General features: G+C 41.8%; 16 protein-coding genes. All 16 read left to right on the top strand.

Annotated features, from left to right (window positions below):
* Positions 1-50: 50 nt before the first annotated feature.
* Positions 51-509 (top strand): C40 family peptidase, encoded by a 459-nt coding sequence (locus HNR75_RS06295; RefSeq protein ID WP_188026160.1) that lies wholly within the window; start codon positions 51-53, stop codon positions 507-509.
* A gap of 554 nt (positions 510-1,063) precedes the next feature.
* The gene (locus HNR75_RS06290; protein WP_343043257.1) at positions 1,064-2,587 is read left to right on the top strand and encodes a diguanylate cyclase; all 1,524 of its coding nucleotides are present in this window, start codon (positions 1,064-1,066) and stop codon (positions 2,585-2,587) included.
* Between the two features lie 136 nt (positions 2,588-2,723).
* A complete protein-coding gene (locus HNR75_RS06285) occupies positions 2,724-3,002 on the top strand; it encodes a hypothetical protein (protein ID WP_188026159.1) in 279 nt (92 codons plus the stop codon).
* Positions 3,003-3,904: 902 nt separating this feature from the next.
* A complete protein-coding gene (locus tag HNR75_RS06280; protein WP_188026158.1) occupies positions 3,905-4,588 on the top strand; it encodes a hypothetical protein in 684 nt (227 codons plus the stop codon).
* A 123-nt stretch (positions 4,589-4,711) separates the two neighbouring features.
* Positions 4,712-4,969 carry a hypothetical protein gene (locus HNR75_RS06275; protein ID WP_188026157.1) on the top strand — a complete coding sequence of 86 codons (258 nt, stop codon included), beginning with the start codon at positions 4,712-4,714 and terminating at the stop codon, positions 4,967-4,969.
* Positions 4,970-5,173: 204 nt separating this feature from the next.
* Positions 5,174-5,413, top strand: coding sequence for an HTH-like domain-containing protein (locus HNR75_RS06270; RefSeq protein ID WP_188026156.1), 240 nt, complete (start codon positions 5,174-5,176; stop codon positions 5,411-5,413).
* Between the two features lie 26 nt (positions 5,414-5,439).
* A complete protein-coding gene (locus tag HNR75_RS06265; protein ID WP_188026155.1) occupies positions 5,440-7,854 on the top strand; it encodes a type I restriction-modification system subunit M in 2,415 nt (804 codons plus the stop codon).
* 2 nt (positions 7,855-7,856) lie between these two features.
* The gene (locus HNR75_RS06260) at positions 7,857-9,089 is read left to right on the top strand and encodes a restriction endonuclease subunit S (protein ID WP_188026154.1); all 1,233 of its coding nucleotides are present in this window, start codon (positions 7,857-7,859) and stop codon (positions 9,087-9,089) included.
* Positions 9,086-10,024 carry an endonuclease NucS domain-containing protein gene (locus HNR75_RS06255; RefSeq protein WP_188026153.1) on the top strand — a complete coding sequence of 313 codons (939 nt, stop codon included), beginning with the start codon at positions 9,086-9,088 and terminating at the stop codon, positions 10,022-10,024. The genes HNR75_RS06260 and HNR75_RS06255 overlap by 4 nt, the downstream gene beginning before the upstream one ends.
* 45 nt (positions 10,025-10,069) lie before the next feature.
* Complete coding sequence (locus HNR75_RS06250; protein ID WP_188026152.1) at positions 10,070-11,941, top strand: DUF262 domain-containing protein; 1,872 nt, start codon at positions 10,070-10,072, stop codon at positions 11,939-11,941.
* Positions 11,942-11,951: 10 nt separating this feature from the next.
* Complete coding sequence (locus HNR75_RS06245) at positions 11,952-15,044, top strand: type I restriction endonuclease subunit R (protein ID WP_188026151.1); 3,093 nt, start codon at positions 11,952-11,954, stop codon at positions 15,042-15,044.
* Complete coding sequence (locus tag HNR75_RS06240) at positions 15,044-15,760, top strand: M48 family metallopeptidase (protein ID WP_188026150.1); 717 nt, start codon at positions 15,044-15,046, stop codon at positions 15,758-15,760. Before HNR75_RS06245 ends, HNR75_RS06240 begins: the two co-directional genes overlap by 1 nt.
* A 187-nt stretch (positions 15,761-15,947) precedes the next feature.
* On the top strand, positions 15,948-18,155 hold the full coding sequence (gene zorA1 / locus HNR75_RS06235) for a type I Zorya anti-phage system protein ZorA1 (RefSeq protein ID WP_188026149.1): 2,208 nt from the start codon (positions 15,948-15,950) through the stop codon (positions 18,153-18,155).
* 13 nt (positions 18,156-18,168) lie between these two features.
* A complete protein-coding gene (gene zorB1, locus HNR75_RS06230; RefSeq protein ID WP_188026148.1) occupies positions 18,169-18,909 on the top strand; it encodes a type I Zorya anti-phage system protein ZorB1 in 741 nt (246 codons plus the stop codon).
* 1 nt (position 18,910) lies between these two features.
* On the top strand, positions 18,911-20,620 hold the full coding sequence (zorC, locus tag HNR75_RS06225) for a type I Zorya anti-phage system protein ZorC (RefSeq protein WP_188026147.1): 1,710 nt from the start codon (positions 18,911-18,913) through the stop codon (positions 20,618-20,620).
* 2 nt (positions 20,621-20,622) lie between these two features.
* Entirely contained in the window at positions 20,623-23,712 is a 3,090-nt protein-coding gene (gene zorD, locus HNR75_RS06220) for a type I Zorya anti-phage system protein ZorD (protein ID WP_188026146.1), read from the top strand.
* The last annotated feature ends 81 nt before the right edge of the window (positions 23,713-23,793 follow it).

Below are 23,793 nucleotides of genomic sequence, written 5' to 3'. Positions count from 1 at the left end.
AACCGAGGTGGCCCCAAGGGGCTTTTTATGCCGCAATCAGGAGAAAGAAGATGCAAATCGCCGATCACCTCATAGCAACTCAATCAGGACACACTCACCATGGGCTATATGCTGGAGAAGGGAATGTCATTCATTTAAATCACTATCACTACACGGTGATTTCTAATTTGGAAGAATTTTGTCAGCACCAGAATTATTTTATACGGCCTTATCCTTTCCGATCTTATTCCCGGGAAGGTAGCTTGCAACGTGCTTTTGAGCTCTTACAATCCGCCAGCTCCACTCGTTTTGATACTGAAGAGCAATTTGTTGCGTGGTGTATCAACGGCACGTCATCGACTCAGGATGGTTCCATCAATTGGAAACATGATGTATTGCAACCCGTATCACGGATTGTCGTTGAAAGTCTGGTGAGTAAGGCATGGGATACCCTCACCGAACCAGACAAACTCATCAAATATGCCTGCATTGGTACCAGAGTCGGCAAACTGATCCGCCATCTGAAGTAGATACTAGCAATCAAGACACTGTTATTCGGCGGTCACTAATCTAGTGGCATAAACTGAATTTATTGTTCTGTCTATGCGGGGTCTCTGCATGTTCCAGTCAGCATTTTTAGGGGGATGAGTATGTTGAGAAATATTCTGGCCACGATTGGTTTCTGGGTTGTGGTGAAACAAGGGTATGATTTTTACTGTGAATATAACGAACTCAAGAAGGAAAATGAATTCTTGCGGGCCCATCAAAACAAGTGATTGGTGGTTGTTCATGTTTGAAAAGAGTCATCGATAGACTCTTTTTTTTTGCCTAAAGCCAATGGTGGCCGGTTGTCTCGATGATTGAGACTGGGTCTATCCGGATGATTTACTGGTTGTTGATCGTTCAGTCACTACCAAACACGGCGATATTGTCATTGCGAGTTTGCGTTATGAATCATCACGTTTTTGTCTGATACCTACCCAATGTACTTAAGATATTCATCTGCGAGGGCCAAAAAGAAGCGCACTGGTAATGGCTCGTCTGAAGAATTGACGCTCAATGTGAACATGTTTACACTTGAAATATGATGTATTTGAATGAACCCCAGTTGTCAACTAAAGCTACTGATCCACTTAAAGCTCAAGTAGTGCATGCAGCTAAAACGCTATTTATGACTCATGGGTATGAGGCTGTTGGCATGCGTGATATAGCCAAAGCCGTTGGCAAGCAACCGGTTCAGATCTACCGGCTGAATCTGAGTAAAGCGGACATACTGGCTAATGTCATCATTGCATTGAATTCGGAACAGATCGCTGAGTTACCGCGACTCTATGCACAGGTCACCGGAACTACGCTCTTGGATCGTATTTGTTCCTATCTGAAACAACTCTACACCCTGGACGTCCAGTATTTGCCGATCCGCTCAGTAGGGGCGGCGTTTGGCTGGATGTGGTCTAAAGAACATGAATATAGGGTCATCGAACAAGTCGGCCAACTGGTTAAGCCGGTAGCCGATTGGATGCTGGATGCGGGTCTGGACGATGTGCCTGCACGCTGTATTGGTATCTGGTCGCTGTATTACGTCGGGTATCGGCAGGCAGTGATCCATGGTGGTAACGCAGATGATTGTCTGGATGCAATCAAGCCAAGTCTCAGATTTTTTTTGGTGTCACCGGAAATCAGCCATGAAGATCTCATCGCTCGCAGGCAGGTAGAGGAAGTCACCCGTTTGAATGAAGCTCGCCTGAACTGGGCCGAGTTGGCGTCCAAGACCGGTAATTGGGAACTGCATATTGATACCCGACTCATATTTGCATCGTTAGGCGCCGCAAAGATCTATGGGCTCGCAAGTGACAAATTTGATCTGACTGCGATCCAACATATGGCCCTGCCAGAATATCGCCCTGCGCTGGACGCCTGTCTGAGCAATCTTCTGTTGCATGATGTGCCTTACGATGTTGAATACAAGATCCGTGCTGCGGATACCGATGAAATCAAAGATATTCATTCCCAGGCGACCTTTGATCGAGAACGCCGAGTTCTATTTGGCGTTGTTCAAGACATTACTGAGCGTAAGAAGGCAGAAAAGGAACTGAAGCGATTAGCTCAAACCGATCCGCTAACTGGTTTAGCCAACCGGCGTCATTTTATGCAGTTAGCAGAACATGAACGGTTGCAGTCAAAACGGTATGGCAGAGACCTGTCGATACTGATGATGGATATCGACCATTTTAAGAAAATTAATGACAGTTACGGCCATCATGCGGGTGATCTGGTTATTCAGTCATTAAGTACTATTTGTCGCAACACGCTGCGTGAAACAGACATCATCGGTCGGATCGGCGGTGAAGAATTTGCAGTAGTGTTACCACAAACCGCGAGTCATCTGGCCATTGAAGTCGCAGAACGGTTGCGGGAAGCGATTGCCGATACGGTTTTCTCTCTGGAGCCTGATGTGACGCTTCATTTTACTGTATCGATTGGGATTGCCACACTGACTGACATGCAGAATAACATTGATACATTGCTCCGTTTTGCCGACAAGGCCTTGTATGATGCAAAGCTGGATGGTCGCAATAAAGTACGTTTATTCAGCGGAAATGACTAATTCTACAAGGAGATAGATTCATTTCAATGCGGAGTACACTATATTCTGCCTCGACCTATATCCAAGATTCAATGATAGATGAGTAGTATTCATTCTGTTTTTTATAACAAGATCAACTGTGTATCGGAGAGCAATCGTGAGAGTCGGTATTGAGGCATTAACTCGAGAGCTTATTTCTCAGCATGACTGGATTTTCCCTGTTGTTAATGGAAAAAGAATAGGGCATGAGATAGATATGGCCTCTGTTTATTCATTACATGGAATCAAAGCACTCATAGTCCATGGAACCAGCATTCTTGAGGTTGAAATCGAAATAGACTCTGTAGAAAATCGAGAAATGTTGCACGAAAAAATTCGGGCGCTACTTGAGCAACCACTTATTTATCCGCAGTATCAAGACATTGACGGGTCTTAAGCGCTAATGAAAAAATGCCTTAATCCGGGGCAATGACAAAGCCCGAATATGAATAAATCAAAAGCAACAGCGAGTAGATCAGCTCTCACCCGAAGCAAACGAGGTTTTTATCAGCAGGCAAAAGAAAAAGCCCCAGACATAGGTCGTGAGAGAGCAAGTATGAGGCTTTATTCGTAAACCGGATTTTCCATAGATGTAATTTTTTATCGTATGTATATTTGATGTTAGACCATACATCAAAATTTACCAAAGATAGTCATTAACTACTTAGCTATCGCCAAAAATTAATAAAACATGAAAAAAGCCCCGAACATGGTGTTGTTCGGGGCAAGTCGGTTTTACGCATACGGGATAAGTTGCTTAAAAAGCAATTTTCAGGTTACAGATTCAAATGCGATAAGTCTAGCTATGTAAGACACAGAAAATTAGAGCGCTTGATTTTATCTGTCTTGACAATAGTATTTAGGGCTCACTCGCTGAAGCGAAAGATCATTTGCTGGTGCAAATGAGATGTGTGCATTATGTTAATGAATTGTGAATTTCTGTTTTCAATATGCTGAAAATTGGTGTTTTTAAAGTTAATCATACCGTCTTATTTATTCTTTTTATTAAATAATATTTTTTGATACAAAAAGTGAAATGGTGAGAGGGTAGCCCGTTATAATAGTTGTGCAACGAGCTCTTGGCTAAAAATTAAGCGTTACCGTGGTAGAGATTTCTACTCGGGTCTTTGTTCTTCTGTACTAATAAACTTCCCGCAAAATGACGATTGACAGATACCATCTCTGATGCGTGTCTGAGGTGCTATTTTGCTAATGACTAACTGTTTCATCTTGATTCGGTTTTAAAAAACGCTGAAGGCGTTTTATTGCCTGTGATTGAGAAAAATGAAGGATAACATCATGAATGAGCATGTCCTGGTTGCAAAACATTTTGAGAGTTCTATTGATGTCGGTCGTTATACGCTGACCGAAGAATATGACTACAGCTGTATACCGCTATGTGTCATAGACAGCGTATTTTCGATTGGAATTCGCTATACGAATGTCATCAACATCGTGGGGCGTGTCTGTAAAAAGATGAACATTACCAAGGCTTATAATAAGGAAATGCAATCCTCTGCCACGACATCTTGGTTTATTGAACAAATAGAAGGTAAAACACCAGAAGAACTTGCAGATTCTTTGTTTGAGAGTCGCCATCGTACATCGCCAAATAATGGGATTCTGAAGGCTGATGCAACAGTGAGATTTATGCGTGTTCTGAAACAATTCGGGGTGGAACATCTGGAAGATGTTCACAAAGTGGGTGACAGTGCTGCATTTGAGCGAGCGATTAAAGCGATCCCTGGGCAGACCAGTGGTATTTGCCTGAAATATTTTCTGATGCTGGCCGGTGACAACGAACTAATCAAGCCAGATCGGATGATTATACGTTTTCTTGAATCTGCACTAAATCGTCCGGTCAATCTTAATGAGGCTGTGACGTTGGTAAGACAGGCATGCGATGAACTGAAGAAAAAATATGATTTCATGACACCGAAAATTCTGGATAACCTGATCTGGCAATATCAGCGTTCACTTTAAGAATTGACGTAACCAGAGCTTAGGCTCTGGTTGAAATGGCACACTGAATTTGGCCAGTTTGTGTCTAGTAACTGCACTAAAGAGTATCTGTCGTCATTACCAAATACCACTAAGTTGATTGTAATGTTTGGTCTCGGTACTAAACAAAACTATGTCGAAGCAGCGTTTAAGCTGTTTAAGCAGGCAAGACCCGGCGAATGGCATTGGATAAATGATGTCGCCTATACAGACAACCGGATTACAGTTGTTCATGTTGAGCATTTTGCTTCTCAAGGTGCACTGATTCCAAATTGGCTGGGTGAAAACAATCATGAACGGTCTAATTTAGGTGAGATGGCTCGAACTGCTGTCGCTATGGCTTGGGGCAATACAGACAACTAATGGTTTAGTATTACATTCAGATTGCTGATAGTTGTTAAAGCAAGTGTTAGCAATCTTCAGCAAATTTTTTCCCCGCAGAGATTGCCCGCAAAACCACCACCGTCCAACCAAACAAATCATCATCAAACGACTCTTTTGCTTGAGCTCTCGACAGGAGTTAGCTAATTTAGCTAACTACACAAATTAACGATGCAAATGTCACTTATGACAGAACAAGAAATCTATCAGTGCATCCGTGAGGCGTTGGCAGAAGCGCCGCGTAATCAATACACCTCTGAACTGCACCTGCAGATGATCAAGTATGCCGATGCCCTCAAACACATTACTGCGAAAGAGTTTTGTGAAGGCGTAGGGCTTCGTGAAAGTCTCGGCACCGAATTCAGCAAAATGCGTAACTTAACGCAGCGACTTAAAGCTGCAGGTCTGAAGACTGACCAGATCTGAACTCAAAAGTATTTTAGGAAAACAAAATGGCCTTAAAGAAAACAGAACTCTATTCCTCACTGTGGGCGAGTTGCGATGAGCTGCGTGGCGGGATGGATGCAAGCCAATATAAAGATTATGTGCTGACCTTTTTATTCATGAAGTATGTCTCTGATAAATATCAAGATGACCCATACGGCATGATCGAAATTCCTGCAGGTGCCAGTTTTGACAACATGGTTGCACTGAAGGGTGACAAAGAGATCGGTGAGAAGATCAATAAAATCATTGGTGCACTGGCCGAAGTCAACGACCTGAAAGGCGTCATTGATGTTGCCGATTTCAACGATGAAGACCGTTTAGGTAAAGGCAAAGAGATGGTCGATCGGTTATCAAAACTGATCGGCATCTTTGAAGGGCTCGATTTGTCATCAAACCGTGCCGATGGCGATGACTTGTTGGGTGATGCCTATGAATATTTAATGCGTCACTTCGCGACTGAATCAGGCAAGAGTAAAGGCCAGTTCTATACGCCTGCAGAGGTGTCGCGCATTTTGGCTAAAGTCATTGGTATCAATGCCAATACACAGCGTGATGCAACCGTTTATGACCCGACTTGCGGTTCAGGCTCGTTGTTATTAAAAGCCAGCGATGAAGCGCCGCGTGGTTTATCGATTTACGGGCAGGAAATGGATAACGCAACCAGCGCGTTAGCCCGTATGAACATGATCTTGCACAACAACGAAACCGCGAAAATCTGGAAGGGCAACACCATTGCTGACCCGCAATGGAAAGATGATAACGGCAAGTTGAAAACCTTCGATTTTGCTGTTGCGAACCCGCCGTTTTCAAATAAAAACTGGACGAGTGGCATCAACCCAGATGAAGATCCATTCGAGCGGTTTGTTTGGGGTGTTCCGCCAGAGAAAAACGGTGATTACACCTTCCTGCTACATATTCTGAAAAGCTTAAAAAGCACAGGGAAAGGCGCGGTCATTCTGCCGCATGGCGTGTTGTTCCGTGGCAATGCTGAATCGCGCATTCGTGAAAATCTGATCAAACAAGGCTATATCAAAGGCATTATCGGCTTGCCTGCGAACCTGTTTTACGGCACGGGCATTCCGGCTTGTATTATCGTGATTGATAAAGAACAGGCGCAACACCGCACCGGCATTTTCATGATTGATGCCAGCAAAGGCTTTATCAAAGATGGCAATAAAAACCGACTGCGTGAACAAGACATTCACAAGATCGTCGATGTCTTTACCAAGCAGTTAGAGGTTGACCGTTTCAGCCGTATGGTGACACTGGCTGAAATTGCCGCGAATGAATATAACCTCAACATTCCGCGTTATATCGATGCTTCAGAACCTGAAGATCTGCACGATTTAACCGCACACCTGCAAGGGGGCATTCCTGAGCGCGATATCGATGCTCTCAGCACATACTGGAAGGTGTTCCCAACCATGCGTTCAACCCTGTTTGCATCGGTTCGCCCTGGCTACAGCAAAGCGTTGGTGGAAGCGGGAAAAATCAAATCAACGCTGATTGAATTCCCTGAATTTCAGACCTTTGCTCAATCAGTCAATGCAACCTTTACCACATGGTTTTATCAGGCTTCTTTGAAAGAAATCGCAATTGGGGATCAGCCGAAAGCATTGATTCATGAAATCGCTGAAAGCTTACTCACAGCGTATGCCAACACCGAGTTATTGAATCAATATGATGTCTATCAGATCTTGATGGATTACTGGCAAGAAACCATGCAAGACGATGTCTATCTGCTGTCGCAAGAGGGCTGGAATGTCGGTAAAACCTTGCGAGTTTTGGTTGCTGAGAAGGGTGAAAAACAGAAAGAAACGCCTGATTTAGTCATCGATAAAACCAAATTTAAAGCCGATCTGATTCCGCCAGTTCTGATGGTGGCTCGTTTCTTTGCGAAAGAACAAAAAGCCGTAGATGATTTGCAGGCGGCGTTTGATAACGCCACCCAAGCGCTCGAAAGCTACCTTGAAGAGAACAGCGGTGAAGAGGGTTTACTGAATGAAGCCCTGAACGATAAAGACAAGGTCACCAAAACAACAGTCACGGCACGCCTCAAAGTAGCAACCGATAAAGATGAAAAAGCAGCACTCAAACAAGCCAAAGCCTTGTTTGATGCCGAAGCTGACAGTAAGAAAGCGGTGAAAGAGGCACAAGAGGCGCTCGATCGTTTGGTATTTGAACGTTACGCCAAGCTGACAGAAGATGAAATTAAAACGCTGGTTGTTGAAGATAAATGGCAAGCAACACTGAGTGCGCAGGTGCAAGCCGAAGTAGAGCGTATTATTCAGCAGTTGGCGAATCGCGTGAAAGAGCTGGAAGAACGTTATGCGGAACCATTATCTGTCATCACGCAATCAGTAGCCACACTGTCTGATAAAGTGGCAGTACACCTGAAAGCAATGGGGCTGGAGGTGTAATCATGACTGAGCAAAAGCAAGTGATCCCAGAAGGGTATAAGCAAACTGAAGTTGGGGTTATTCCTATTGATTGGAAGGCTGCAGCGTTAGGTGATATTGCTGAAGTGAGAATGTGTAAAAGAATTCTTTCTTGGCAAACACAAAAGACAGGTGCAATTCCATTTTTTAAAATTGGAACATTTGGCAGCCAGCCTGATGCATATATTCCAACCCAACTTTATGATGAATTCAAAGCGAAGTATTCATACCCTAACGAAGGTGACATTTTAATATCGGCAGCAGGAACACTTGGCAAGTCAGTTATTTATGATGGGAAACCCGCATATTTCCAAGATTCGAATATTGTATGGCTTGAAGTCGATAAGAAAAGCTTGCTAAATGAATACCTGTTTCATTATTACAAAATAATTAAATGGGCTTCATCCGAGGGTAGCACTATAGCTCGACTATATAATGGAATTATTCGAGCATCGTTAATTACACTCCCTTCGGTTAAAGAACAAACCGCCATTGCCAATGCGCTTTCTGATGTCGATGCGCTGATCTCCGAATTAGAAAAACTCATCGCCAAAAAACAGGCCATTAAAACCGCCACCATGCAGCAACTGCTGACCGGTAAAACCCGTTTGCCCGAGTTTGCCTTGCGTGAAGACGGCACGCCAAAAGGCTATAAGCAAAGCGAATTGGGGGAAATACCGGAGGATTGGGAGGTTGCCCCGCTGCGCGATTTTATAAAAATCAGGCACGGTCGTAACCAAAAAGCAGTTGAATCCCCAGACGGTAAATATCCTATATTTGCTACCGGTGGTCAGATTGGGACTGCGAACTCCTTTCTTTATGACAAGCCTTCCGTATTAATTGGTCGGAAAGGAACTATTGATAAACCTAGATATACGGAAGAGCCATTTTGGACTGTTGATACTCTATTTTATTCGGAAGTATCCAAAACAGCCGACGCAAAGTTCATGTTTTATAAAGTGTGCATGATTGATTGGATGCAGTACAGTGAAGCATCCGGTGTTCCAAGTTTAAACGCTAGTACAATAGAGAGCGTGCTTGCTGTATTCCCCGAGCGGGATGAGCAAATAGCTATTGCGACTGTTCTTTCGGATATAGATAAAGAAATTAAAACACTGCAACAACGCCTAAACAAAACTCGCCAAATCAAACAAGGCATGATGCAAGAGCTGCTGACTGGTAAAACCCGTTTGGTGAAACCAGAGGTGACGGCATGAACCTAAACCGCAGTTATTACCGCATTTATGCAGGTAAAACGAATATTTTCGCTGAGCTCTGTGTGAAACAGGGCTTTATTGGCGGTGATTGGGGTATAGCCCAAGATCTCAGTCATGCACTACCTGACAAATGGCAGGAGTTTAATCAGCAATTTATACCGGTCTTTTTAGCGGTAAACCCTAAAAAATCCAAAGTTGCCGCAGGTCTTGCTTGCGGCATGCTGCACACCATCTGCAAAGGCATGCAACTGAATGATCTGATTATTTGCCCTGATGGCAATGGTCAGTTTTATGTTGGTGAAATTGTCTCTGATTATTTCTATGTTGCTGGTGAACCTTTACCGCATCGCCGCAAGGTCAATTGGTTTCAACATTCATTGAATAAAGAGTCATTCAGTCAGTCATTGAAAAACTCAGTTGGGTCGATAGGAACCGTTTGTAATATTACGGGATATGCTCAAGAGTTAGAAAACTTGCTCGAAGGCAAACAACCGCTCGTACTCATCCATACTGATGAATTGGTAGAAGATGCCACTGTCTTTGCACTTGAAAAACATCTCGAAGATTTTCTCATCAAAAACTGGGCTTCAATTGATTTAGGCAAAGAGTTCGATATATACAGCGAAGAGGGTGAGCTGGTCGGCCAGCAATACCCGTCAGATACCGGCCCGATTGATATTCTCGCCATCAGTAAAGATAAAAAAACACTTCTCGTGGTTGAACTGAAACGTGGTCGCGCAACCGATGCTGTGGTTGGGCAGATCCAACGTTATATGGGCTACGTCAAAGACGAGCTCTGTGAAACCGGCCAAACCGTCAAAGGCGTCATCATCGCCCTCGAAGATGATCTGAAATTACGCCGGGCACTGAGTGTGGCGCAGAACATTGAATTTTTCCGCTATCAGGTGAGTTTTAAGCTGTTTAAATCGGCCTGATAAGATGAACACTGGTTTACAAAAAATAAGAATTAAGGAATGGTCATGAAAATCAAAGCTGAAGTAAAAAGCATTGATAAGCTGAAAGATTACTTTTTCGTGGTGCCTGACTATCAGCGTGAATATGTCTGGCAAGTGGATGATCAAATCGAGCAGTTTCTGATTGATATCGATGATGAATATGATCCGCATGCCAAACAGCAGACGAACTACTTTATCGGGTCGATCATCGTCGTGAAAAACGGTGAAAAATATGACGTCATCGATGGTCAGCAACGCCTCACCACCATTGTTATTAGCTTGTGTGCGTTACGTGATGTATTACAGCAATGTGAGAAAGATGGCGTTCTGGCGGGCAATCAGAAAAAGATTTTGGCAAAGGTTGAAGAGTGGTTATCTGACTTTGATTTAGCCTCTAATCAGACACAAATTCGCCTTGAACTGCAATATCACGAAAGTTCTGGTTATTTGCGCCATTTGATTGAGCATAGTCCTATACAGGGTGAATTTACGGCATCGCTGAACAAAATGCAGCAGGCTTTTGAACGTATTAGCAAGCATTTCAATGAATATCTAGAACAAGGCATCGATTCATTAATTTCATATGCTTTGTATTTCATGACGGGTATTGATTTGGTCGTTATCGAATCCGAAGATCTCGGTAGTGCACTGAAAATTTTCGAAACGATCAACCAACGCGGTGCCAGCCTGAACGCGATGGACTTAGTGAAAAACCTGATGTTCAGCAAAGCGCGGGAGGCTCAATTTTCACAAATAAAGACTGTGTGGAAAGAGATCAATGGTTATCTGCAAGCATGTGATGAAAGTGATAATCCGCTGCGTTTTCTTCGTTATTTCATGATGGCACGTTATCACCATGGCATTTTGCGTGAAGATGAACTGTATAAATGGATCATCTCTGCAGAAGGCAAGGTCAGCCTGAATTATGAAGCGGAGCCGCTGAAATTAGTGCAGGAATTACAGCAAGCAGCTAAACGCTACTCAGCACTGGTGTCGGCAACCAATAGTCTGGGAGATGGGGCGAACTATCCTCATATCACCAATATTGGCTATATCAACAAATACCGTTCCCGCCAGCATTTGGTGTTATTGATGGCGCTCGATCTCTATTGCCCTAGTGACGTTGTAGATTATCTGGCTGCTCAGTTAGAGAGTTTTTTCTTCTTTGCGAATACCATGAGTATTCAGACTAAAACCTACGAACAGCGTTTTTCATTGTGGGCAGTTAAACTCCGTGGCGTTAAAACTAGGGAAGGTGTAGATGCCGTTGTGCAAGAAACCTTGGTTCCATTTATATTAAAACGCTTGCCTGATTTCCGTCAGGCTTTCAGTCAAATTAATCATACAGCTTACAACCCGCAATATCGTCAGCGTTTTATTCTCGGACGGTTTGAAAACGAAATCAGACGCCAATGCGGATTACCGATTCAGAGTCATAACACAATTCAAAGTTTTCAAATTGAACATATTTTGCCGCAGACGGTGAGAAACCGGGAGCAAAGTCCCGAGTTTGCCGATCAGGACGTACATACCCGCAACGTGTACCGCTTAGGCAATGTTACCTTGCTGGAAAGCATGATTAATCAGGCCGTGAATAACTGTAATGATCTGGCAACTGACTGGTTTGCAGAGAAACAAGCGGAATACATCAAATCTGATTCAATGCTAACTCGTTTGATGGTTACTGATTTCTCCGTCGGGAATGACACGGCAATCAATCGTTTAAAAGACAGATTGAATTACAGCTTTACCGAGTGGAAACCAGATTCGGTTGCTTTACGTCAGCAAATATTGATGGAACTGGCATTCGATTGCTGGCGCTTCAGTGGTCTGCGCATCGATCAGTATGCAGCTGAGCTTGCTGCAAAAGATGTCGAACAAATCGAAGAAGAGTGAGGACGATACGATGAGTACTGTCGGGCAACGTGAACGGATCACACAAAACCGGATTGTACAGTTCTTCCAGCGAGAGCTTCATTATCGTTATTTAGGCGACTGGCAAGATCGCCCGAATAACAAGAACATTGAAGTCGACATTCTGACTGCCTGGCTGCAGAAACAGGGTGTCAGTGGCACCTTGATTACGCGAGCTATACGTCAGCTTGATACCGCAGCCGCCTTGGGTGAAGGGAAAAAACTCTATTACGCCAACAAAGATGTTTATGTACTGTTGCGTTATGGCGTGAAAGACAAAGAAGGCGCAGGTGAGTTAAACCAGACGGTTTGGCTGATCGACTGGAAAAATCCGGAAAACAATGATTTTGCCATCGCTGAAGAAGTCTCAATTAAAGGCGAAAACAAAAAACGCCCGGACATTGTGCTCTATGTAAACGGCATCGCGCTGGGTGTCATTGAACTCAAGCGTTCATCAGTCGGTGTCAGTGAGGGCATTCGCCAGAACTTAGATAATCAGAAAAAAGCATTTATCCGCAATTTTTTTACCACCATGCAGTTGGTAATGGCGGGGAATGACACGCAGGGACTGCGTTACGGCACCATTGAAACCGCTGAAAAGTATTATCTGGAATGGAAAGAAGACATTGCGAATCCATACGAGCATAAACTCGATTTTCATCTGAGCCGTGTCTGTCGAAAAGATCGTTTTCTGCAGCTAATTCATGATTTTATTGTCTTTGATTCCGGTTTTAAAAAGACTTGCCGTCATAACCAGTTCTTTGGGATTGAAGCCGCAAAGCAGCATATCAAACACCGTGAGGGCGGCATCATCTGGCATACACAAGGGTCAGGAAAAAGCCTCACCATGGTGTGGCTGGCGAAGTGGATCCGCGAAAATATCACCGATGCCCGCGTGCTGATTATCACCGACCGAACCGAGCTTGATGAGCAGATCGAGAAGGTTTTCTATGGGGTAGATGAAGACATTTATCGCACCCAAAGTGGCGCTGATCTGATTGCAACGCTTAACCACACCAACCCATGGCTGATCTGTTCGTTAGTGCACAAATTTGGTCGGCAAGGTGAATCAGAAGATGATGGTGCAGCGGATGAATTTATCGCTGAGCTGAAAAAATCCCTGCCGAAAGATTTCCGGGCTAAAGGCGATCTGTTTGTCTTTGTTGATGAGTGTCACCGTACGCAGTCAGGTAAGCTGCATGAAGCTATGAAAGCAATTCTTCCTGAGGCGATGTTTATCGGTTTCACCGGCACACCATTGATGAAGCGCGACAAAAAGAAATCGATCGAAATCTTCGGGCGCTATATTCATACCTACAAATTTGATGAAGCAGTAGCTGATGGCGTTGTACTTGATTTGCGTTATGAAGCACGCGATATCGACCAGCATCTGACCTCAGAGAAAAAAGTCGATGACTGGTTTGAAGCCAAAACCAGGGGGTTATCGAACATTGCCAAAACGCAGTTGAAACAGAAATGGGGCACTATGCAGAAGGTGCTCTCCAGCAAAGATCGCCTGCAGAAAATCGTGAATGATATTCTGATGGATATGGCAACCAAGCCACGTCTGATGGACGAACGCGGAAATGCCATGTTGGTATGTTCCAGCGTTTATCAGGCTTGTAAGGTCTATGACATGTTTTCGCAGACTGACATTGCCGACAAAGTGGCAATCGTTACCAGCTACCAACCAACTGCCACCAGTATTAAAGGTGAAGAAAGTGGCGAAGGAGATACAGAAAAACTTTTCAAATATGAAACCTACCGGAAAATGCTGGCCAGCTTTTTCGAACAGAGTGAAGAAGAGGCCGCAAAACGAATTGAAGAATTCGAGAAATTAGTCAAACAACGATTCATTAAAGAGCCTGGGCAGATGCGGTTGCTGATCGTGGTTGATAAGCTGCTGACAGGTTTTGATGCGCCTTCTGCAACCTATCTATACATTGATAAGCAGATGGCAGACCATAACTTGTTTCAGGCGATCTGCCGTGTGAACCGTCTTGATGGTGACGATAAAGAATATGGTTACATTGTCGATTATAAAGACTTGTTCCGTTCGCTTGATAAAGCTATCAGTGACTATACCGGTGAAGCGTTTGATGGTTATGACAAAGAAGATGTCGCAGGCTTACTGAAAGATCGCTTAGTTCAGGCCAGACAAGATCTCGAAAACGCGTTAGAGATGGTGCGTGCTATCTGCGAGCCGGTCAAAGCCCCCCGTTCAACGCAGGATTACATTCATTATTTCTGTGGTGAATCGGGTTCAAACCAAGATGTACTCACTGAGCAAGAGGCACTGCGAGTCACATTTTACCAGTTAGTTGCCAAGTTATTACGTGCATATGCAAACCTGGCCAATGAAATGCCACAGGCAGGTTTCAGCCCAGAAGAAACGGCAGCGATTAAAGACGAAGTTATTCACTACGAAAAAGTGCGTGATGAAGTGAAATTAGCCAGTGGTGATCTGGTTGATATGAAACGTTTCGAACCCGCTATGCGTCACCTGTTGGATATGTATATCCGGGCAGATGACAGTGAACTGCTGATGGATTTCGAAGAATTAGGTCTGATTGAACTGATTGTCGAGAAGGGCGCAGAAGCCGTTGATTCACTGCCGGAGAGTATTCGGAAAGACCCGGAAGCGATGGCGGAAACTATCGAAAACAACGTGCGGAAAACGATTGTTGATGAGAATCCGGTAAACCCGAAATATTACGAGCACATGTCGACGTTGCTGGATGAGTTAATTCATCTACGCAGACAGCAAGCCATCGAATATCAGGAGTATCTAGAAAAGATCCGTGAGCTGTCAAAAAAGGTGAAACGCCCACAGCAATCGAACTCTGATTATCCTGAATCAATGGATACGCAGGCCAAGCGGGCTTTTTATGATAACTTCGGCAAGGACGAAATTCTGGCTACAAAAATCGACAGTGCCATTCGTTATACTAAGCGGGCTGACTGGGTGGGCGATCGCTTCAAAGAGCGTGAAATTGCCAATGCGATCAGAGAAGAGTCAGCGGGATATGATGTTGATATTGCCAGCGTAATGGAACTAGCGAAAGCGCAGAAGGAATATCATTAATGTCAGAGATGCAGATTGGGCATCTGACTTTTCAGCTCAACCGGAAAGCGATAAAGAACCTTCACATCAGTGTGCTACCACCTGATGGGATGGTTCGTATTTCCGCACCAGAGAAAATGACTGAAACCGCCATTCGCATGGCGGTTATTTCCCGCATTCCATGGATAAAAAAACAGCAGGAAGCATTCCTCAATCAGCCTCGCCAGTCAGACCGGGAGATGGTGACGGGTGAATGTCACTACCTCTGGGGCAGACGATGCCGACTGGTTTTCAGTGATTATCAGGGTAAACAAACCGTTAAAAAGCAGGGTAGTCATAAACTGGTTCTGACCATTAAACCTGATTCGCCAGTTGAAAAGAAAGCTGAGCTTTTGAGCCGCTTTTATCGTGCAGAACTGCAATTGAATGCCGACAAATTATTCCGGAAGTGGACGTCGATTATTGGTACGGAACCAAACAGCTGGCATATCAGAAAGATGAAAACAAAATGGGGTAGTTGCAACACTTCATCACATCGCATCTGCCTGAATCTGGAACTGGCCAAGAAACCGCCAGAATGCCTCGAATATATACTGGTTCATGAGCTTATTCATTTGCTGGAACGCCACCACAACGAACGTTTCAAAGCCCTGATGGAACAGTATCTCCCCGATTGGCGCGAACGCCGCAATTTACTCAACAGTCTGCCGCTTGCTTATGATCGGTGGGGGTATTGATAGAAAACAGTCAAAAAAGGTATCAAAATATCCATTTGATGCTTTATTTCTTTCTTTTTCTGATACTGTTACAGATATGATTATTTGAATGGCAACTGGCATTAGTCACAGTTGGTTTCTTCTGTGCTGAGTTAACCTGTTTGTCGGTTGGTTTGGCTCTGATAATGGATGTGGGCAGTATAAAGAAATGGATATCACCTTAATTTCCGAACCTTTAAATCTTTTTATCAATACATTAGTCGCTGTAAAACCGTTCATTGTACCGGTGAGCGTTATTAGTATCGTCACTCTGTTATTACTACTTTTTTTGTTTAGATATTTTTCTAAATCATTCGTGATTGTCCATAGGTTAAAAAGATTAACTGATCGTCTGAAAGAAATAAAAAAATTACAGGTCTCAGAGCAAATACAGCAGCTTGAAACTGTATTCAATGCTCATGCTTTAGAACACGCCTGGAGTGAGTACAGTGAAACTCTGCATAAGCAATACCAGACAGTCGAAGGTGAAAGAGAATTACAGCAAGTCAGATCTACCGCAACATCAGCGGCATTTTTTACTCAACAATATGTTGTAGATACTCCTTTAGGTACTGAGTTTTATAAGCACTTACCGGGAATACTGACTGGTGTCGGCATCATTGGAACGTTTTTCGGGTTGATGATCGGTTTACATCATTTTGACCCAAGTTCTCCTGAGCAGGTGGCAAGCAGTGTAGATGCGCTTTTAAAGGATGTGTTATATGCATTCCTCGGATCATTTGCTGCAATTTTTGTCTCAATATTGGTCACATTTTTAGAAAAATACCGATTAGCTGTCAGTTATAAACAATTAGAAAAACTAACGGAGGCCTTGGACAGTTTCTTTGATAGCGGGGTAGGAGAGGAATACCTGGCAGAGTTAGTTAAAGCCAGTAATGAAAGTGCAACTCAAGCTCGTCAGCTGAAAGATGGTTTGGTTTCTGATTTACGGGAAATGTTACAAAATCTGGTGGATAGTCAGGTTCGAGAGAATCTCAAGTTGGCTGAGACCTTATCATCAACTTATCAGCAATCCGGACAAATGATGGCTGATCAAGTAAGCGGTGCAATTCAGAACAGCCTTAAGTCTCCTTTAGAGGCAATTGCTGGGGCAGTACAAACTGCTAGTGGTGATCAATCAGGCCAGGTGCAGACTCTTTTGCAAGATGTTCTGACTGCGTTTATGAGCAAGCTAGATACAACTTTCGGGCAACAGTTCAGCGGTCTTCACGAAATGATGGGTAAATCAGTCATGGCTATGGAGTCGATGCAGTCGGGTTTTGCTACGTTGCTTCAAGATATTCGAGCTGCAAGTGATCATTCTACACAGAGCAGTAATGACATGGTTTCAAAATTACTCGCAGATATGCAGGCTGGACAGAATGCCATGCAAGCAGGGATGAATGATTTACTTTCTAAACTACATGATTCAATTTCCAAAATTGGTGAACAAGGTGAAGACGCAGGTCTGCGAATGGCCAATCAATTAGAGAAAATGTTTGCTGAAAATGAGGCTAAACAGCAGGCAATGGCAGTTAGTCTTGATGCATTTGTTGAATCGATTAAAGCCAGTGTGGGTTCTGGTCAGCAAGAAATGATGGAAAAAGTTGCATCAACAGTAGACATATTAGGGCAGCGATTAGATTCCGTTTTCCAACAGCTTGAAAATGGTCAGCAACAACTGGACCAGGCCTCCAGAACTTCACAAGCTGAGCTACATCAGGGTACTCGTGAGTTGGTGAAAGGCCTGGATGAACAAGTCAAAGTACTGTTGGATGCGGTCAGTTCACAACAAGCATCAACTCAAAGCACGATTGAGGCACTGGGTAAACAAACCGCTATTAACTTGAGAGAAATGCAATCTGGTGCTGAGAAGATGAAAGATGCAGCTGATCGGTTTGTAGTTGCTGGAAGTTCCGTAACAGGTGCTACGGAGTCAGCTGCAAAAATGTTTGGTGAAATGCAGGGATTAAATCGAGAGATCGTTGTTGCTGCGAATGAATTGTCTAGCATAGTGTCTGATTATAGAAATAACCGGGAAACAATAGGAAAAACTGTCAGCTTACTAGAAGGATTAATTGCTAATACTCAGACTGAAATGGCTCACCGAACTCAATTCTTGAATGATATAAAACAACATAGTGAACGTTTGCAAACTTACAATCGCGAAGTTCGGGAGTATCTGGAACATATTAGCAGTGTTCTAGGCAAAGGATTCAATGAATTCACAGAAAGTGTTGATAAGAGTCTCAGGAAGACGTTGGGTAGTTTGGATGTTGAACTAGATAAAGCTGTTACAAGCTTAGCGGGTGGTGTTGAGAATGTCCGTGAAAGTATTGAAGACCTGAGCGATGTTCTTTCAGCTGCCCGTAAATAAAAGGATTTAACCAATGTTTGGAAAACAAATTGTTGGTGCGGGTAAGCAGCACAAAGATGAAGCTGAAAAGCCTTTCTGGATCTCTTATGCCGATTTAATGACCGCGATGATGGTGTTATTTCTGGTTGTGATGGTTGCATCACTTAGCTCAGTTACACAACGGATCCAAGCCGCTGAACAAGGTGAAAAATTACGAGGTCATGAAATTGCGCAACTTTGTAGCAAGCTCCAGTTACATGCCAGCCATCTGAATAAAACTATTGTGGTTGATTGTCACGACAATAGAATAAGTTTTGGTGAGGCGGGTCGTTTTGGCCACAATCAATTTGGTTTAGAACCCGCTGGACAAAAAGCTTTACAAGATGTGGTTCCTCTAATACTTGAAGCTGCAGATAGCGATGAGGGACGCAAATGGTTCAAACAAGTTGTAATTGAGGGTTTCACTGATACTGATGGTTCATATCTCTACAACTTGCACTTGTCACTTTTACGCTCTGAATGGGTTATGTGTAGTCTGCTGGATAGCCGAAGTCCAGTGCAGGCAGGTATTTCTCCGCAGAAGCAACAGCAAATTAAAACATTATTTCTGGCCGGTGGCGTTTCATTTAACAATGCCAAAGAAAGTAAAGAGGCAAGTCGGCGGGTAGAACTACGGTTACAGTTTTACGGATTGAAAGATAAGGCGGATAAACCTACTCCTGAAGATTCAGTTGTAATGCCAACATTACCCGAAAAATGCCAATTGGTGATGTGATATGAGTGATACCGCATTAACAAACTTACAGCGTTATTTCGAGAGAAAAAATGACTATGAGAGTCGTTTTTCAATATCGGATCTGATTTTCCCTTCTTTGACTAAAACAAATAATAGACTGATTGATATATTCGATAAGGCTGAAATTAAGCCACCACCTCCCTTAAAAAAAAGGCGTAAGGCAATTGAGAGTTTCAAGCTGAAAGAGGAGCTATCAAACACGGACTGGCGTCTTGTTTTTGCCGGTTTATCAGATAGATATGATGATAATCCATCTTTACTAGATCAGGATGAGTATTTTCATAAGGTGCAGTACGAGGTTGAGTCTCGAATTTGTCACGATGAGCTAAATCGAAGAGATTGGCTATCACTTTGTTTCAGTTATTTTGGATACGAATCAGATACTCCAGAAAAAAATAAAAACTGGTGTGCATTACAGCAATACTTAGATAAAGGTTATTTTTCAATAAAAAAACAACAAAAACGTGAAAAGGAATGGATGCGGATTATTGAAAAGTATAATCAAATCTTCACAAACTCTGCAGGTGAGTTGATTGCTGAAGAGATGATAAATGGTCAAATAGATGATTTATCAGGTTTGAAAAAAATAGCACAAGTACCAGAAGCGAGTTGGTTGTGGCGTAGAATATTTAACGTCATTCTTTCAAGAATATTCATTATTTCAGATGATGAATTCAAAATGAAAATTGAACGTTTGGTGACGCTAGGATGCACCTATGTTCGTTTTATGGATGATGTATTAAGTGCGTGCTTAACCAGATACTATCACGCATCATTCAGGCAAAATCCGTCAACATTATTGAAACAGAGCGCACTAGAACGATGGGGAAGTCCTCAATTACGTTCCAGTCAAAATGGCTGGTTGCAACATGTTGATGAACAAGTATGTCTCATGGTGCGCGCTTGGTTTGCAAAAGAGGATTTACAACATTTCTTCCAACTTTTAAAAGGGGATAGAGGTGTAGATCAGGCAAGATTATCTTATTGGCTAAAATATGCGAACCAAATGAGCTTCACTCGAATTGTAATGGGCTCTGATGCTTGGAATGATCTAAATACTGATTTTGAAGAATTCAGAAATAGAAATAAAGGTCGATTAAGTAAACTTACCGAAGCCGCGAGTCATATAAATGCGGTAATAATGCAGATCGGCAATTACTTTTTTGTAGAATTTTCCGGTACTGGCAATGCTTGTTATGTCTACAAAGCAGATGATGCGCCATTTAATGCAGAAGCTAAATGGCTTGGAATGAATACTGCGTTGAAATTAAGAGGCTCCCCTAAAACCATAACATGGTTACTTCATAATGCTGGGTGGCAAAGTAAGTTTGATGATGAATTGGCTAAGTTTGGTATTAGAGCTGTTAAACATTCAATAACTGCAAGTCAGAATGAGACAAAACCTGAATGGATTGGTTTAAAAACAAAAGCGAATCATGAAATAAAAATATCTGACAAAAAAGACCAAGAAAAATCAAAGATTGAAAATGTAACGATCTCTATAAAAGAAAAAGTTTCTATTTCTTTACAAAAAATAGGGTTTAATAAATATAGGATATCAGATTTTAGAAAAGTTGGCGGTGCGTTAAAGGTTGAGTTGGAAATCAAGAATGCTCAAGCTGATCTAGAATTAAAGCGACTTGGATTTAAGTCAACAAATAGTAATCCACTGTTATATTGGAAAAGTTAAAAATGATTACACAATGGTTGAAAGATAAGATTAGTTCCTTTGTTTCAAAAGAACAAGTAAAGGCACTATATACCATTGATGAAAATGGATTAATGTTTCCATTTTCTGAATTTGAAAATGAAAAAAATTGGTTGTTGGGTGCGTATATTGAACAATTAGAAGAAGAAGAACTTGTTACCGCATTAACAAACTCCTGGTTTTTGGAGTGGGACCAACTATACCACCTTTTAGAAAACGAAGAGCATGCATCAAGTATAAAGTTATTAAGCTTGCCTGAATATTCAGATGTAAAACCTGAACTGGTTAGTGAGGGTGGCTTATCATCTAATGATTTTCAGGTTATTATTAATCAATGGAGAGATCAGAAAACAGGAAAGATTTTAAGTATATCTAGAACTGGCGCAGTAATTAAAACATTAGATGATCAATATTTACTAAGTAATGATGTTTGGCAGTTAATTAAAAGTATCAAGCACTTTCATCAGTCTCAAAAAGAAAAACCAAGTGAAATAAATAATCAAATTGGATGGGCATTAGTTAGAAAAAGAGCTAAACATGCTCAAGTAAAACTAGACCAATTTCTCGAAAAAACGGTAGTAGTAAAACCTGACAGTTTGCGAATGAAAATACGAAAAGCAAACATCAATTCTATGCCAGTATTAGAAGTTGAACCATCCTTTGAAGGACAACCTGAGACTTGGATTAAATCATTTGATAGCCAAAAAGAAGTACAAGAAAAATATCATGTTTTAAATAATGATGGTTCAGTGGCTCATGTCTTAATTGAACCAGAAGTTAAAGATGTTCTTGAATCAATAAAATCTTTTCCTGGACGAAGAGTTGGTGGTGATGATGCATTATCATTTATTCGTAATCCATACGCATTTATTGGTGAAAATGCTTCAACGGTACTTAATCCTGAAATTTATGAAAATGATCTTTCAGAAGCAGGAATTTTCTTTCATCGCTTTTATCTAAATATTCACCAAGATGCTGATAATAAAATTGAATCGGTTGATTTAATTTTACAGCCAATTGGAAAAGGTGAAACTGATGAGACTGTTATTCAGCTTACAACTTCTAATGTTCTAAAACTATTCGTTAATGAATTAGAGATAAAATTAGCAGCAGGAATGCCTGCTGGCTTTTGGCAAGGGTATGAATTAGAGTTAAGTAATTTCACGGAAAACCAATTTTCCGAGATAAAAAAATTATGGACTCAATGGGATGCTGAATCGATAGGTGCTGAATTTAAAGCCGTTTTAGATTTAGATAAATATGGTGATCGTGTTACTGGTATAGGTGAAGCAGAACAAATATCATCACCATATTTAGTAAAAGAAGAGTCAGAAAACTGGCTTCCTGATGATGTTATTAACCAAATTAAAGATATTGATTTTTCGTCCAACTTTGACTTTAGGGATGAAGTTCTGTATTCGAGTTTTTCTGATGCTTTAGATGAAGCCAGAGATAAAAAAGAACCTGTCACTATCCCAAATACCAATTATATTTTGCCATTCGAATTAGCTGAACAACTTTATCAATCTTGGACCAAAAAGATTAATTCATGGGGAAATAATAATAAGCCATCAGAACGTTCAGAACGAGCAATTCTTCAAATTGCGCATAATATTGAGGATGAAAAATATTCAAAAAATAGATTGAATGCTATCGTTGATACATCATTGTATACTGCAGAGATTCCAGAATTATTAAGACCGGAATGGGAGCTCTTAGAACATCAAGTGGCGGGAGTATCATGGCTGCAAAGCTTGTTTAATTTATCGCCCAAGCATATATCTGGCTGTCTTCTTGCTGACGATATGGGACTTGGTAAAACAATACAAATACTTAGTTTCATTGTCTGGATAATAGAAAGAAATAAGTCAAAAAATCCATCATTGATAATTGCCCCAGTGTCATTACTTGATAACTGGGAAAGAGAGTTACATAAGTTTTTTTATGCCGATACAATTCCTGTTTTGAAGCTTTATGGTGATCGACTGAAGGAATTAAAATTTACTAAAAAAGAAATACCTTTCGGTCTTCAACAGAAGGGTATTAAAAATTTGTTGCGTCCAGGATGGGTTAATGATTCAAAAATCGTATTGACAACATATGAAACCATGCGTGATCAGGAGTTCTCTCTAGCAAGGCAAGAATGGTCTGTAGTTATCTGTGATGAAGCACAAAAAATTAAGAATCCAGCAGCTTTAGTTACACAAGCTGCTAATGCAATACCATCAAGATTTAAAATCGCATGTACAGGAACTCCGGTAGAAAATACACTTACAGACCTTTGGGCACTTTTTGATTTTATTCAACCTGGCTATTTGGTTCCATTGAATCAATTTGGAAAAGAATATCAACGGCCTATTGAGAGTAATGTTGGGGACAGTCAGGCTTTAGAACGATTGAGACGCTTAGTTGAGCCTCAAATTTTGAGACGGACAAAATCAGATGTAGCTAAAGATTTACCGTTGAAAATTGAAGACGTTCAGTGTCGTTCAATTCCGATGAGTACACATCAAAAGAAGATCTATTTATCATCTGTATCTGCATATATTAAAAATGAAAGTGAAACAGAACAGTCTCAATCATCTGCAGGAATATTGGGATTACTACATAGATTAAAATTGATTTGTGCTCATCCTTTTTGTGTTGAGCCTGATCCAAAACTAAGAGATAACTCTCCTAAGATGAATTGGTTGATACATAAATTGCACGAGATTAAAGAAAATAACCCCAATGATAAAGTGATAATTTTTACTGAGTTGAGAGATATTCAAAGAGAACTTCAGCATACCGTTTATAAACAGTTCGGTTTTAAACCAATCATCATAAATGGTGATACATCCACAAATTCTGAAAGCAGTGAAAGCAGACAAAAATTGATTGATAGGTTTCAAGAACAGAATGGTTTTGGAGTTATAATTTTATCAACGGTAGCTGTCGGATTCGGTGTTAATGTTCAAGCTGCAAACCATGTGATTCATTTTACTCGCTGTTGGAATCCTGCGAAAGAAGACCAAGCAACGGATAGAGCTTATCGAATTGGTCAGAAAAAAGATGTCTATGTGAATCGCCACTGATTTCCTAGACACCTTTTAGTTAGATAAACTAGCTAAAAAAGAGGTGTTCATGAGCCATAAACGTTACCCCGAACAATTCAA

It is taken from the genome of Tolumonas osonensis (assembly GCF_014202415.1).
GTDB classification, from domain to species: domain Bacteria; phylum Pseudomonadota; class Gammaproteobacteria; order Enterobacterales; family Aeromonadaceae; genus Tolumonas; species Tolumonas osonensis.
The sequence above is the reverse complement of the archived record's forward strand: the minus strand, read 5'-3'. Positions and strand labels throughout refer to the sequence as shown.

What these genes read in the sequence shown, in the direction of transcription:
- zorD (WP_188026146.1), top strand. Translation starts at nt 20,623, where the DNA reads ATGATTACACAATGGTTGAAAGATAAGATTAGTTCCTTTGTTTCAAAA.
- zorB1 (WP_188026148.1), top strand. Translation starts at nt 18,169, where the DNA reads ATGTTTGGAAAACAAATTGTTGGTGCGGGTAAGCAGCACAAAGATGAA.
- HNR75_RS06260 (WP_188026154.1), top strand. Translation starts at nt 7,857, where the DNA reads ATGACTGAGCAAAAGCAAGTGATCCCAGAAGGGTATAAGCAAACTGAA.
- HNR75_RS06280 (WP_188026158.1), top strand. Translation starts at nt 3,905, where the DNA reads ATGAATGAGCATGTCCTGGTTGCAAAACATTTTGAGAGTTCTATTGAT.
- HNR75_RS06240 (WP_188026150.1), top strand. Translation starts at nt 15,044, where the DNA reads ATGTCAGAGATGCAGATTGGGCATCTGACTTTTCAGCTCAACCGGAAA.
- HNR75_RS06295 (WP_188026160.1), top strand. Translation starts at nt 51, where the DNA reads ATGCAAATCGCCGATCACCTCATAGCAACTCAATCAGGACACACTCAC.
- HNR75_RS06245 (WP_188026151.1), top strand. Translation starts at nt 11,952, where the DNA reads ATGAGTACTGTCGGGCAACGTGAACGGATCACACAAAACCGGATTGTA.
- HNR75_RS06275 (WP_188026157.1), top strand. Translation starts at nt 4,712, where the DNA reads ATGTTTGGTCTCGGTACTAAACAAAACTATGTCGAAGCAGCGTTTAAG.
- HNR75_RS06255 (WP_188026153.1), top strand. Translation starts at nt 9,086, where the DNA reads ATGAACCTAAACCGCAGTTATTACCGCATTTATGCAGGTAAAACGAAT.
- HNR75_RS06250 (WP_188026152.1), top strand. Translation starts at nt 10,070, where the DNA reads ATGAAAATCAAAGCTGAAGTAAAAAGCATTGATAAGCTGAAAGATTAC.
- zorC (WP_188026147.1), top strand. Translation starts at nt 18,911, where the DNA reads ATGAGTGATACCGCATTAACAAACTTACAGCGTTATTTCGAGAGAAAA.
- zorA1 (WP_188026149.1), top strand. Translation starts at nt 15,948, where the DNA reads ATGGATATCACCTTAATTTCCGAACCTTTAAATCTTTTTATCAATACA.
- HNR75_RS06265 (WP_188026155.1), top strand. Translation starts at nt 5,440, where the DNA reads ATGGCCTTAAAGAAAACAGAACTCTATTCCTCACTGTGGGCGAGTTGC.
- HNR75_RS06290 (WP_343043257.1), top strand. Translation starts at nt 1,064, where the DNA reads ATGATGTATTTGAATGAACCCCAGTTGTCAACTAAAGCTACTGATCCA.
- HNR75_RS06270 (WP_188026156.1), top strand. Translation starts at nt 5,174, where the DNA reads ATGACAGAACAAGAAATCTATCAGTGCATCCGTGAGGCGTTGGCAGAA.